The 12,740-nt window shown below is 64.4% G+C and carries 10 protein-coding genes and 1 tRNA gene; 3 read left to right on the top strand and 8 right to left on the bottom strand.

The genetic code is table 11. The features are described from left to right. The first annotated feature begins 78 nt into the window (after positions 1-78). The gene (locus CXQ88_RS16825; RefSeq protein ID WP_104045286.1) at positions 79-1,887 is read left to right on the top strand and encodes an AMP-dependent synthetase/ligase; all 1,809 of its coding nucleotides are present in this window, start codon (positions 79-81) and stop codon (positions 1,885-1,887) included. An 80-nt stretch (positions 1,888-1,967) separates the two neighbouring features. Here CXQ88_RS16825 and CXQ88_RS16820 read toward each other — a convergent pair whose 3' ends face one another. After that, complete coding sequence (locus CXQ88_RS16820) at positions 1,968-5,363, bottom strand: pyruvate carboxylase (protein ID WP_104045285.1); 3,396 nt, start codon at positions 5,361-5,363, stop codon at positions 1,968-1,970. A 300-nt stretch (positions 5,364-5,663) separates the two neighbouring features. Between CXQ88_RS16820 and CXQ88_RS16815 the strand changes: the two genes are divergently transcribed. Further along, positions 5,664-6,482 (top strand): ParA family protein, encoded by an 819-nt coding sequence (locus CXQ88_RS16815; RefSeq protein ID WP_104045284.1) that lies wholly within the window; start codon positions 5,664-5,666, stop codon positions 6,480-6,482. Between the two features lie 79 nt (positions 6,483-6,561). On the opposite strand, the gene CXQ88_RS16810 is transcribed toward CXQ88_RS16815, so the two are convergent. From CXQ88_RS16810 to gcvH, 5 genes are all read right to left on the bottom strand, one after another. Then, complete coding sequence (locus CXQ88_RS16810; RefSeq protein ID WP_009358601.1) at positions 6,562-7,155, bottom strand: MerR family transcriptional regulator; 594 nt, start codon at positions 7,153-7,155, stop codon at positions 6,562-6,564. 236 nt (positions 7,156-7,391) lie between these two features. After that, complete coding sequence (locus tag CXQ88_RS16805; RefSeq protein WP_104045283.1) at positions 7,392-7,895, bottom strand: bifunctional nuclease family protein; 504 nt, start codon at positions 7,893-7,895, stop codon at positions 7,392-7,394. Further along, positions 7,895-8,611 carry a transcriptional regulator FtsR gene (gene ftsR / locus CXQ88_RS16800; RefSeq protein WP_104045282.1) on the bottom strand — a complete coding sequence of 239 codons (717 nt, stop codon included), beginning with the start codon at positions 8,609-8,611 and terminating at the stop codon, positions 7,895-7,897. Before ftsR ends, CXQ88_RS16805 begins: the two co-directional genes overlap by 1 nt. 23 nt (positions 8,612-8,634) lie before the next feature. Continuing rightward, positions 8,635-9,111 (bottom strand): FHA domain-containing protein, encoded by a 477-nt coding sequence (locus CXQ88_RS16795; protein ID WP_104045281.1) that lies wholly within the window; start codon positions 9,109-9,111, stop codon positions 8,635-8,637. A 154-nt stretch (positions 9,112-9,265) separates the two neighbouring features. After that, complete coding sequence (gcvH, locus tag CXQ88_RS16790) at positions 9,266-9,652, bottom strand: glycine cleavage system protein GcvH (RefSeq protein ID WP_104045280.1); 387 nt, start codon at positions 9,650-9,652, stop codon at positions 9,266-9,268. Positions 9,653-9,815: 163 nt separating this feature from the next. On the opposite strand from gcvH, the gene CXQ88_RS16785 reads away from it, so the two are divergent. Continuing rightward, positions 9,816-10,685 (top strand): Fpg/Nei family DNA glycosylase, encoded by an 870-nt coding sequence (locus CXQ88_RS16785; RefSeq protein ID WP_104045279.1) that lies wholly within the window; start codon positions 9,816-9,818, stop codon positions 10,683-10,685. A gap of 270 nt (positions 10,686-10,955) precedes the next feature. Here CXQ88_RS16785 and CXQ88_RS16780 read toward each other — a convergent pair. Next, positions 10,956-11,032 (bottom strand) — tRNA-Pro (locus tag CXQ88_RS16780). Between the two features lie 148 nt (positions 11,033-11,180). Further along, positions 11,181-12,731, bottom strand: coding sequence for a ribosome biogenesis GTPase Der (gene der / locus CXQ88_RS16775; protein ID WP_104045278.1), 1,551 nt, complete (start codon positions 12,729-12,731; stop codon positions 11,181-11,183). Positions 12,732-12,740 lie beyond the last annotated feature (9 nt).

Here is a 12,740-nt window from a genome sequence, read left to right as displayed (position 1 = left end):
GATACTGCACGGCCCGGTATAGGCGTACTAGTCTTTAGGCATACCCTGCGCGGGTCTTCGGATATCAAAGGAGCTATAGTGCGCGAATTCAGTGTTCCGCCTCTTGTTGTTGTCCCACCGGAAACCAACATCACTGATCTGGTATTGCGGCAGGCTGCAAAGCCCAGCAACCCGGCACTGTTTTCGCGGCTCGACTCCGCCGGTGCCTGGCGTGACATTTCAGCTACGGACTTCCTGGCCGACGTCTCGGTCCTGGCCAAGGGACTCATGGCAAGCGGCGTGGCTGCGGGCGACCGCGTAGGCATTATGTCCCGCACGCGCTACGAATGGGCCCTGGTGGACTTTGCCATCTGGTTTGCGGGAGCAGTATCGGTTCCGATTTACGAGACCTCCTCCCCCTCCCAGGTGGCATGGAACCTCGGCGACTCGGGGGCGGTGGCAGCCTTCGGCGAGGCAGCGCACCATGAGGACGTAATCCGCCAGGCGGTGAATGCTGAGGGCCTCACGGCGCTCCAGAACGTGTGGCAGCTGGAAGGCCAGGGCCTGGAGGCCCTCCGTGAAGCTGGCCGCGGGGTCAGCGACGCAGACCTTGAGGCGCGGCGCGCGACCGCCAACCTGGACGATGTCGCCACCATCATCTACACCTCCGGCACCACGGGCCGCCCCAAGGGCTGCGAACTCACGCACGGAAACTTCGTTGAACTCTCGGACAACGCTCTCGCGATCATCGGCGAGATCGTCCACGAGAACGCCAAGACCATCATGTTCCTGCCGCTGGCCCACGTTTTCGCACGCTTCATCTCCGTCCTGGCCATGGCTGCCGGAACCACCGTGGCCCATACCCCGGACATCAAGAACCTGCTCGCGGACCTGCAGAGCTACGAGCCCACGTTCATCCTTGCCGTGCCCCGCGTCTTCGAAAAGGTCTACAACTCGGCGCTGACCAAGGCAGAGGACGGCGGCAAGGGCGCAATCTTCCACAAGGCGGCGGACACCGCAATTGCCTTCTCAAAGGCGCGCCAGAACGGGCGGGTGGGCATTGGCCTCAAGCTCCGCCACGCCCTCTTCGACAAGCTGGTGTACAGCAAGCTGCGGGCTGCCATGGGCGGCCAAGTTGCGCACGCGGTCTCCGGAGGGGGCCCGCTTGGTGAACGCCTGGGCCACTTCTTCCAGGGCATCGGCCTGCAGGTCCTGGAAGGCTACGGCCTGACCGAAACCACGGCCCCTATCTCCGTCAACACTCCGTCGCTGATCAAGATCGGATCTGTCGGCAAGCCGCTGCCGGGGAACGCCGTCAGAATCGCCGAGGACGGTGAAATCCTCGCCAAGGGCGTCTGCGTGATGCACGGTTACTACAAGCGGGAGGACCTTACCTCGGAGACGTTCGCCGACGGGTGGTTCCGCACCGGCGACATCGGCCGCCTCGACGAAGACGGCTTCCTGTGGATCACCGGCCGCAAGAAGGAAATCATCGTGACCGCCGGCGGCAAGAACGTCATCCCGGCCCTCCTTGAGGATCAGATCCGCGCCGACGCCCTGGTCTCCCAGGTGCTGGTGGTCGGCGACAACAGGCCCTTCATCGGGGCCCTTGTCACCCTGGACCAGGAGGCCCTGCCGGGCTGGCTGCAGCGCCACAACCTCCCGGCCGGCACGTCCCTCGAGGATGCGGCCAACAACTCGGTAGTCAAGGCAGCAGTCCAGGACCTGATTACCGCAGCGAACGCCTCTGTCTCGCAGGCCGAAGCCATTAAGTCCTTCCGGATCGTCCCTGCTGACTTCACCGAGGCATCAGGGCACCTGACCCCCTCCATGAAAGTAAAACGGGCGCAGGTGATGAAGGACTTCGAGGCCGTCATCGAAGAGATGTACGCGTCACCGCGCGCCTGACCCGAGTAAGAGGCGCAGAGAAAACGAGAGGGCCCTCCTGACGGGGGACCCTCTCGTTGTATTACTCAACAAGTGGCTTATTACTCAACCACCAGCAGCAGGTCGCCGCCCTGGACCTGCTCCACCGAGGAGATGGCGAGCCGGGAAACCTTGCCTGCTACCGGCGTCGTGATGGACGCTTCCATCTTCATTGCTTCGATGGTGGCCACGGTGTCTCCCGCGTTCACGGTGTCGCCGGGCTTGACGGTCACGGTGACGGCACCGGCGAACGGGGCTGCCACGTGGCCGGGCTGGGCGGGGTCGGCCTTCTCGGCAGCCTTGACGTTGCTGACCACGGAACGGTCGCGGACCACCACCGGCCGGGACTGGCCGTTGAGGGTGCACATAACCGTGCGCATACCCTTTTCGTCAGGCTCGGACACCGCTTCGAGGGACGCGATCAACCGCACGCCCTTCTCCAACTGGATCTCGTGTTCCTGGCCGCGCTGGAGTCCGTAAAGGTAATCCCGGGTGTCCAGGACCGAGATGTTGCCGTAGGTCTCCACGCTCTTCAGGTAGTCCTTGGTGGGTCCGTCGAAGAGCAGCCGGTTCAGCGTGTGCTGGCGGGTCTTGGAGTCGGACTTCAAGGCGGCGCTGTCTTCGGCGCTGAGCTCCACGTCGCGGACCTTCACGCTGCGGCCCTGGAGGGCCTTGGTGCGGAAGGGCTCGGGCCAGCCTCCCGGAGGGTCACCGAGCTCGCCGGACAGGAATCCGATAACCGAATCCGGGATGTCGTAATTCTGGGGGTTCTCGTTGAAGTCCGCCGGATCGGCGTTCAGGCCCACGAGGTGCAGGGCGAGGTCGCCCACCACCTTGGAGGACGGGGTGACCTTGACCAGGTGGCCCAGGATGCGGTCAGCGGCGGTGTACATGTCCTCGATCGCCTCAAAGCGCTCCCCCAGTCCCAGGGCCATGGCCTGCTGCCGGAGGTTCGAGAGCTGCCCGCCGGGGATCTCATGCTGGTACACGCGCCCGGTGGGGCCCGGAAGTCCGGACTCGAACGGCGCGTAGACGCGGCGGACCGCCTCCCAGTACGGCTCCAGCGAGCTGACGGCGGCCAGGCTGAGGCCGGTATCCCGCGGGGTGTGTGCCAGTGCCGCCACCAGGGCTGAGGCCGACGGCTGGCTGGTAGTACCAGCCAGCGAAGCGGAGGCAACGTCCACTGCGTCCACACCTGCGTCCACGGCGGCCAGCAGGGTGGCCAGCTGGCCGCCTGCGGTGTCATGGGTGTGCAGGTGCACCGGCAGGTCGAAGCGTTCCCGCAGGGCGGAGACGAGTTTGGCCGCAGCGGCTGGACGGAGGAGGCCCGCCATGTCCTTAATTGCAAGGATGTGGGCTCCGGCGTCCACGATTCTCTGTGCCAGCTCCAGGTAGTAGTCCAGCGTGTAGAGCTTCTCTTCGGGGTCCAGCATGTCCCCGGTGTAGCAGAGGGCCACTTCGGCGACGGCGGTGCCTGTGGCCCGGACAGCGCGGATGGCGGGTGCCATCTGGCTGACGTCGTTCAAAGCATCGAAGATGCGGAAGATGTCAATGCCGGTTGCCGCGGCCTCGTTGACGAACGCTTCGGTGACCTCTTCAGGGTAGGGCGTGTAGCCAACGGTGTTGCGGCCGCGGAGGAGCATCTGGATACAGACATTCGGAAGCGCCTGGCGAAGGGCGGCCAGCCTCTCCCAAGGGTCTTCGCCCAGGAACCGCAGGGCGACGTCATACGTGGCACCGCCCCAGGCCTCAACCGAAAGGAGCTCCGGCATCAGGGCGGTAACCGCGGGGCCGGCCGCCACGAGGTCGCGGGTACGGACGCGGGTGGCCAGAAGGGACTGGTGGGCGTCCCGGAACGTGGTGTCCGTGACGGCCACTGGATTCTGTTCACGAAGGGCCTTGGCGAAGCCCTCGGGTCCCAGCTCCAGGAGCCTCTGCCGTGAGCCGGGCGCTGCCTGCTTGTCCTTGACGGACGGCAGCTTGCTTGCAGGATTCGAGTGCACGGTCAGCTCGCCGTTCGGCTTGTTGACAGTGACTTCAGCCAGCCAGGTGAGGAGCTTGGTTCCGCGGTCGGCGGAGACCCGCGCCTTGAGAAGCTGGGGGCGCTCGTCGATGAAGTTCGTGGCGACATCGCCCGCGATGAAGTCGGCGTCGTCGAGCACCGCCTGGAGGAAGGAGATGTTGGTGGAGACACCTCGGATACGGAACTCCGCCAGGGCGCGGCGGGCACGGGCGACGGCGGCCGGGTAATCCCGGCCACGGCACGTGAGCTTAACCAGCATCGAGTCAAAGTGGGGGCTGATCTCGGCACCGGAGTAAACAGTGCCGCCGTCGAGCCGTACGCCCGCGCCGCCGGCAGAGCGGTAGCCGGTGATCTTTCCGACGTCGGGGCGGAAGCCGTTCGCCGGGTCCTCCGTGGTGATGCGGCTCTGTAGTGCAGCGCCGCGCAGCCTTACGGTGTCCTGGGAAAGGCCGAGGTCAGCCAGGGTTTCGCCGGCGGCAATCCGCATTTGGGCCTGCACAAGGTCGACGTCGGTAACTTCCTCCGTGACCGTGTGCTCCACCTGAATGCGCGGGTTCATTTCGATGAAGACGTGCTGGCCGGCGCGCTCACCCACGGTATCAACCAGGAACTCCACGGTTCCGGCATTGACGTAGTTCAGGGCCTTGGCAAACTTGACGGCATCGCGGTAAAGGGCCTGCCGGATGCCTTCGTCCAGGTTGGGGGCCGGGGCGATCTCAATGACTTTCTGGTGGCGGCGCTGGATGGAGCAGTCACGCTCGAAAAGATGCATGACGTTGCCCTCGGCGTCGGCCAGGATCTGCACTTCGATGTGCCGCGGCCGCAGTACGGCCTGCTCCAGGAACATAGTGGGGTCACCGAAGGCAGCGTCGGCCTCACGCATGGCAGACTGCAGGGCGTCCGGCAGTGCCTCGCGGGTGTCCACCCGGCGCATGCCGCGTCCACCGCCGCCGGCTACGGCTTTGGCAAAAATGGGGAAGCCGATCTCATCGGCAGCCGCAATAAGTTCGTCCAGGTCTTTGGAGGGCTGGCTGGACTTCAGGACCGGTACGCCGGCGTCGCGGGCAGCCTTCAGCGCCGCCACCTTATTGCCTGCCAGTTCCAGCACCTCGGCCGGCGGACCAACAAAGGTAATGCCGGCAGCCTTGGCCGCGCGCGCCAGATCGGGGTTCTCCGAGAGGAAACCGTATCCGGGGTAGATAGCGTCCGCACCGGACTCCTTGGCTACCCGCACTACTTCGGCAACGTCCAGGTAGGCCCGGACGGGGTGGCCCTCTTCGCCGATCAGGTAGGCCTCGTCCGCTTTCTGGCGGTGAATTGAGTTCCTGTCCTCATTGGGGAATACGGCAACGGTCTTAGCGCCCAGCTCGTAGCCGGCGCGGAAGGCCCTGATCGCGATTTCGCCGCGGTTGGCCACCAGAACTTTAGAAAACATACTTCTCCTGCATCATCGCGGGTGGATCGGTGAGTGGTCACAGTGTCTAGGACCCGGAAGGGCAAACACAAATCTTTGTGGCAACCATCACAGATTTCCCCGTCATGTCCCGGACCCTTCTGCCGGGCCGGGCGGAAACCGCCCTGGCAGCAAAGTCGGTGCCATGCCGACGCCTGTTAAAGCAGGATTCGCCGACGCATCCACATATGATGAGTAGGGCGGCAGGACCGTCCGGCTTCGGCACTGCCGAAGCAAACATTACTCCGAACACGGCATCCGGCGTTAGGTTTTGGTCTCTCAGTGCAAGTAGTCAGCATCAGCAGCCTCAAGGGTGGAGTCGGCAAGACTTCAGTCACCACAGGATTGGCGTCTGCAGCCCTTGCCGCGGGAATCCGCACGCTGGTGGTGGACCTGGATCCCCACGCAGACGCGACCACCGCCCTGGGCGTGCACCCCGGCGACCAGCTGGATATCGGAAGGATGCTCAAGAGCCCCCGCCGCGCCAAGCTCCCGGAGAACGTCGTGGGGAGCAGCTGGACGGCCCAGGCCCGCTCCAACGGCTCGGGTCCAGCGGTCCTGGATGTCGCCGTCGGCTCTGCCTACACGGGCATCTATGACCGTCCGGACCTCAGCCGCCGCGACCTGCGGCGGCTGTCCTCGGTGCTGGCCACCGCGGAGAACTACGAGCTGGTCCTGATCGACTGCCCGCCATCCCTCAACGGCCTGACCCGAATGGCGTGGTCCGCGAGTGACAAGGTTGCCCTTGTTGCCGAGCCGGGGCTGTTCTCCGTTGCGGGAACCGAGCGGACCATGAGGGCCATCCAGCTCTTCCGCCAGGAGTTCGCGCCCAACCTTTCACCCGCCGGCATCGTCGCCAACCGGGTGCGGTCCGGGTCCTCAGAGCACAGCTACCGGCTGGCCGAGATGGAGTCCATGTTCGGCGAGCTCCTCCTGAGCCCGCGAATCCCTGAGCAGGCAAACTGGCAGCAGATCCAGGGCGCCGCCCACCCGGTGCACCACTGGCCCGGCGAATCCGCCAAAGCGGCCGCCGCACTGTTCGATGACCTGCTGGCCAACCTGATGGCGGTAGGAAGCGGTTTGCGCAGCCGGGCACGCTAGGGAAGCAATATCACCAACAGAGGCCGCTCTCCAAGGGGAGAGCGGCCTCTGCTGTTCATAAAAGGCTGTGGCGGAAACGTCAGCTGATCTTGCGGGCTGCCCGCCGTTTGCTCAGTTCGTCGTCCGGAAAGGACTGCTCAGCCGCATGTTCACTCGGAAGCGACGCCAGGCTGCCTTCCACCTCTCGCCAGACGCGGCCGACGGCGATGCCGAAGACACCCTGGCCGCCCTGGACCAGGTCAATGACTTCGTCCGCGGATGTGCACTCGTAGACGCTGGCGCCGTCGCTCATCAGTGTGATCTGGGCCAGGTCCTCCACACCGCGTTCACGCAGGTGTTCTACCGCGGTGCGGATCTGCTGCAGGGATACGCCGGTATCCAGCAGCCGCTTGACGACTTTGAGGACGAGGATGTCTCGGAAGCCGTACAGCCGCTGGGATCCCGACCCGGCGGCGCCGCGAACAGCAGGTTCCACAAGTCCGGTGCGTGCCCAGTAATCCAGCTGGCGGTACGTTATGCCGGCTGCCTTGCACGCGGTGGGACCCCGGTATCCGGCGTCTTCGTCCAGGACAGGGAGGTCTTCGGTGAACAGGAGGCCCTGGGCACCGCTTGCGGGCACAGCAACACCAGCCGTGGGCTGTTTCAGCCCTCCTGCTTCGCCTTTGGGACTCACCTGGATCCTCCTTGTCATAAGCTCCGCGGGAAGAACTGCAGCAGTCTCAACAGGAATGAAGATCATGCCTGTAATTTCCGCGGGGCGCACCTTCCAGTGTGACTTGCGCGGCTGCCGTAAGCAATGGGAACTCGATACTTAGACGTTAGGCCCGCACAGACCCAAGGTCAAAGACGTTGGGCCCTTAGAAGAGGCGTGTCGAAACTTTCATCCTCGACTTTAACCTTAACGTGACCTTAGCCGTCGAAATCCTCGGGTTCCACGTCGTCCAGGAACTCCCGGAACCGGCGCATCTCACGCTCTTCATCGACGGTGGGACCGGGCTCCGTGTCCTCGCCCTCGTCGTGTTCCGTGATCCGGACGCCGGCTTCGTCCATTACGGAATCGGCGCACCAGATCCGGCACTTGGCACGGAGGGCGACGGCGAGGGCATCGGAAGCACGCGAACTGACAGTGGTGCCGTTTTCGAACTGGAGCTGGCCGTAGAAAATGTTGTCCTCCACGGCCACGATGTTCACGCTGACCACGGAGTGGCCCAACGACTCGACCACATCCACCAGGAGGTCGTGCGTCATGGGCCTGGGCGGAACCACTCCCTGCTGCGCAAGGGCGATGGCGCTGGCCTCAGGCGTGCCGATCCAGATGGGCACGTGGCGTTCCCCGTGCATCTCCCGCAGGAGGACCAGCGGCTGGTTGGAAGGCAGTTCGATCCGAACGCCTACGATCTCGACTTCAATCATCAGATGTCCATGCGTGAGATGTGGTCCTGCACCAGAGCACGGTGCAGGGCGAGGCAGAGGTCACTGATTTCGCGGGCAGCCTCCGCCGCCCGTGCCTGGGAGGCGGCGTCCTTGCGCGAAGCAAGCGGCGCCACGGCGCGTTCAACCAAGCCGAATTCCCTTTCGGCAGCTGCCTGAAAGGGGCGGAGGTGCCGGGGCTCGAGCCCGTGGCTTTCCAGCTGTACGCAGGCCCGGGCCACCTGGAGGGCGTGCTCGTCGAACCGTCCGTTTGAGTGGCTGATGAGGCCGAAGCTCAGAAGGGCCTGGAGCAAGGGAACGCTGGCGCCGGACTCCGTGCGGAGCTGCTCTTCGGTGAGCTTACGCCCCCGATTCTGCAGTTCCACGGCCAGCTCAGCGGAAACGATGCGCGGGGACACCACGACGCCGGGCGGCAGGTTCTCGGGGCGTTCTCCCCTGTCGATGGCGTCAAGGTAGTCCTTGATGACCTTCAGGGGAAGGTACTGGTCGCGCTGCAGAGCCAAAACAAAGCGCAGCCGCTCCACGTCGCCGTCGGAATACTGCCGGTAGCCCGCTGGAGTGCGGCGGGGATTAATCAGGCCCTTTTCCTCGAGGAACCTGATTTTTGACGCTGTCATGCCAGGGAAGTCGCCGCTGAGCTGAGCGAGGACTTCGCCGATGTTCAGGACCTGCGGTCCCCGGCGTTCCGGTTGTGCCATTGCCACAGGCAGCGGTCCCCGGATCAGGCGCGGCCTGCAGCGCTGGCAGGGCTCAGGTAGAAGGTGAGGCGGAACTTGCCGATCTGGACTTCGCTGCCGGACTTGAGCTCCACGCTGTCCACACGGTCGTGGTTCACGTAGGTGCCGTTGAGGCTGTTCTTGTCCACCACCTCGAAGCTCCGCGCAGTGCGCCGGAATTCGACGTGCCGGCGGGAAACCGTGACGTCGTCCAGGAAGATGTCGGCATCGGGGTGACGGCCCGCGGTGGTGACATCCGAGTCGAGCAGGAAGCGGGCACCGGCGTTGGGGCCACTGTGCGCAACCAGGAGCGCGGAGCCCGCCGGCAATGCCTCGACGGAGCTGCGCTCGTCGGACGAGAGTTTTGGTGCAATCGTAGGCTCATCGCGCACCGGGGTGAGATGGATCGAGGTGGTCTCCGACGCCCTGGCCGCACCATTGCCGTATTCCCCATCGGCAGGGTTGTTTGTGTGGCCAGCCATGGATTCCTCCTCTTCTGCTGCAGCTCTCACGCCTGCAAGTAACATTTGCCGTCCAGGCCTGCCTCGCAGGTCCTGCACCGGCTCCGATCCGGCCGCTGACATGCGAAGACGTATTGTCTGCACAGCTGGCCGGACCGGATTCACCGGTTAGCTTTTAGCCTACCTGTTGTTCGTACTCGGATGCACTGAGCAACGACTCAACGGCGTCCGCTTCGGCGAGTTTGACTTCAATGAGCCAGCCGTCTCCGTAGGGATCGGTGTTGATCAGCGCAGAATCCGTGTCAAGGGAATCATTGCGGGCCACTACCTCTCCGGTGACCGGCGCGTAGATGTCACTGACGCTCTTGGTGGATTCAACTTCACCAACAACTTCGTTCGCCGTAATCCTGGTGCCCACTTCCGGCATCTGGGCGTAGACGACATCGCCCAGTGCGTCCTGGGCGAAGTCGGTGATGCCCACCCGCACCACCCCGTCGGCATTGGGAGCAGAAACCCATTCATGTTCGGCGGTGTAGGACAGGTCTTCGGGAATGTTGCTCATCAGGGGCCTTTCAAGGGGGTCGAACACCAATGTCAACGGGGCCAAAAGGGCCGCCGCTGAAAGTATAGGCACAACTGCCGGGGCGTTCGCCGGGGATTCTGACAAGATGGGACCCATGAGCGTATCCACCCTTCCGGGACGCCGGGAAGCCGCAGGGTAAGCAATGCCCGAACTTCCCGAGGTGGCCGGCCTGGCTGAATTTCTTGACGAGCATCTGCAGGGAACCTCGGTGACCAGAGTGCAGATCGTTTCCTTCGCTGTCCTCAAGACTGCCGATCCGCCCTACAACGCCTTGGAAGGCAGGACGGTGACCGGCGTGCGGCGCTTCGGCAAGTTCGTCAGCATCGACACCGGAGGAATTTCGCTGGTGTTCCATCTGGCAAGGGCGGGCTGGGTGCGCTTCACGGACTCCCCCACCGACGCCCAACTGCGGATGGGCAAGGGCCACATCGCGGCGCGCTTTGCTTTCACCGGCTCGGACGGGCCGCGCGGCATCGACCTTACGGAGGCCGGTACCAAGAAGAGCCTGGCCGTCTACGTGGTGCGGGATCCCCAGGACGTGCCGGGCATCGCTACGCTCGGGCCGGATCCGTTCACCGAGGCGTTCGACGCCGACATGCTGGCCGAAATTCTCGCTGGCAGTTCCCAGCAGATCAAGGGTCTCCTAAGAAGGCAGAGCGTGATTGCGGGCATAGGCAATGCGTACAGTGACGAGATCCTGCACGCCGCCCGGATCTCCCCCTTCGCCACCGCCAAATCCCTGGACCGCGAAACAGTGCAGGTCCTTTACGATTCCATCCACGGCGTCCTGGGTACGGCACTGGCCGAGGCCAGCGGCAAGCCGCCCAAGGACCTGAAGGACGTCAAGCGCAGCCACATGCGGGTCCATGCCCGGACCGGCGAGCCGTGCCCCGTGTGCGGAGACACCGTCCGGGAAGTCTCCTTTGCCGATACTGCGCTGCAGTACTGCCCCACCTGCCAGACGAAGGGGAAGATTCTTGCCGACCGCAGGACGTCGAAGTTCCTGAAGTAGGTGGCGCCATCCATGGGACCGCGGTGCGGCGTAACAAAAGCCTGGGTCTTCCCAGCCCCGAATCACCTCACTATGAAGGTTGCCACGTCCCCCAACGACCATAACGAGTGGACGGAAACTGATTTCACGAGGGTCCGGAAAACGGCGCTCACTGCCTCACGTTCAGTCCCCGAGCCGGGCCGTTCGCGTGTACTCAAGTGACCCGGCCAGATGGACCGGAAGACAAGAAAAAGGCCGGAGCCACGCGTTTCCGCGTGGCTCCGGCCTTCATGGTCGGGCTGACAGGATTTGAACCTGCGACCCCTTGACCCCCAGTCAAGTGCGCTACCAAGCTGCGCTACAGCCCGTTAGTTCCGCCGTTCTCCGCTGTGCTTCACCCGCAGGCTAACCTGTAGATTTCCACCAGCAGTCCGGCCGAACCACCTAGAAGAGCTTACACGATTCCGAAGGGTGCCTGTGACACTTTCCGGGTTTCGAAGCCCTCGTGTGTCGGAATTAACGCTTCTTGCCGCGCTTTTCCCGGACACGCATGTTGACCTCGATGGGGGTGCCCTCAAAGCCAAAGGTTTCCCGCAGCCGGCGGGTGATGAAGCGCCGGTATCCGGGGTCCAAAAATCCAGTGGTGAACAGCACGAACTTCGGGGGCCTGCTTGAGGCCTGGGTGCCGAAGAGGATGCGCGGCTGCTTCCCGCCGCGGACGGGGTGCGGATGCGCCGCCACGAGCTCGCCGAGGAAGGCGTTGAGCCGTCCTGTGGCAATGCGCTTGTCCCAGTTTTCCAGCGCCAGGTCCAAGGCAGGGACCAGGCGGTCTTTGTGCCAGCCGGTCAAAGCGGAGATGTTGACGCGCGGAGCCCAAGCCACGTGGGCCAGGTCCCGTTCGATTTCCTTCTCCAGGTAAGAGCGGCGTTCGTCATCGAGCAGGTCCCACTTATTGTAGGCAAGCACCATGGCGCGGCCCGACTCAATGGCAAGTTGCAGGATCCGGACGTCCTGCTCGCTGAGGACCTCATCCACGGCGAGGAGCACGACGGCGACTTCCGCCTTCTCGAGCGCGGCCTGCGTACGCAGGGAGGCGTAGTAGTCGGCGCCCTGTGCCATGTGCTGGCGGCGACGGATGCCTGCCGTATCCACGAACCGCCAGGTGCGGCCGCCGAGTTCAATGAATTCGTCCACGGGGTCACGGGTGGTGCCGGCGGTGTTGTCCACCACCACGCGCTCGGTACCGGCCAGCTTGTTCAGCAGCGAGGACTTGCCCACGTTGGGGCGTCCGATCAGTGCGATCCGGCGGGGACCGCCGGATCGGTCCGTTCCCTCGACGGTGGAGAACTCGGGAAGGGTGTCCATGACGTGGTCAAGCAGGTCGGCCACGCCGCGGCCATGCAGCGCAGACACGGGATAGGGCTCGCCGAAGCCGAGGCCCCAAAGGGTGGCGGAGTCGGCCTCCTGCGCGAAGTCGTCAACCTTGTTGGCCACCATGATGACCGGCTTCTTGCTGCGGCGCAGCATCTTCACCACGCCTTCGTCAGTGGCGGTGGCGCCCACCGCGGAATCCACAACGAAGAGGACTGCGTCGGCGAGCTCAACGGCCATTTCGGCCTGCTCCGCCACGCGGGCGTGGATGCCGCGGGCGTCGTGTTCCCAGCCCCCGGTGTCCACCAGGGTGAAGTTGCGGCCGTTCCAGTTGGCCGAGTACATTACGCGGTCACGGGTTACACCCGGGGTATCTTCCACCACTGCTTCGCGGCGGCCAAGGATGCGGTTGACGAGGGTGGACTTGCCCACGTTGGGGCGTCCGATGATGGCCAGGACGGGGTCCAGCTTGACCGGGCCATCATAGTCCTCGTCGCCGTATTCGCCGCTGAGCAGCGCGGCGTCGTCGTCGTCAAGGTCGTAGTCCTCCAGGCCTGCCCGGAGGGACGCCGCACGAAGCTCAGCCTCGTCGTCGTCAATCGCCGCGAGCCGCTCGGCCACCTGATCGGTGCCTGTGGGGGTGTATTCGTCGTCGCCGGCGCCGGAATGGCCGGAAGTTTGGGTTGTGTCGCTCATTGCATTGTC

It is taken from the genome of Arthrobacter sp. ZGTC412 (assembly GCF_002929215.1).
Lineage (GTDB): Bacteria > Actinomycetota > Actinomycetes > Actinomycetales > Micrococcaceae > Arthrobacter.
Note: the sequence above shows the minus strand (reverse complement) of the source record. Positions and strands in the feature narration are given on the sequence as shown.

Excerpts from the sequence above, each read along its gene's own strand:
- der (WP_104045278.1), bottom strand. The coding sequence starts at position 12,731 with ATGAGCGACACAACCCAAACTTCCGGCCATTCCGGCGCCGGCGACGAC.
- CXQ88_RS16795 (WP_104045281.1), bottom strand. The coding sequence starts at position 9,111 with ATGGCTGGCCACACAAACAACCCTGCCGATGGGGAATACGGCAATGGT.
- CXQ88_RS16785 (WP_104045279.1), top strand. The coding sequence starts at position 9,816 with ATGCCCGAACTTCCCGAGGTGGCCGGCCTGGCTGAATTTCTTGACGAG.
- CXQ88_RS16820 (WP_104045285.1), bottom strand. The coding sequence starts at position 5,363 with ATGTTTTCTAAAGTTCTGGTGGCCAACCGCGGCGAAATCGCGATCAGG.
- CXQ88_RS16805 (WP_104045283.1), bottom strand. The coding sequence starts at position 7,895 with ATGATTGAAGTCGAGATCGTAGGCGTTCGGATCGAACTGCCTTCCAAC.
- ftsR (WP_104045282.1), bottom strand. The coding sequence starts at position 8,611 with ATGGCACAACCGGAACGCCGGGGACCGCAGGTCCTGAACATCGGCGAA.
- gcvH (WP_104045280.1), bottom strand. The coding sequence starts at position 9,652 with ATGAGCAACATTCCCGAAGACCTGTCCTACACCGCCGAACATGAATGG.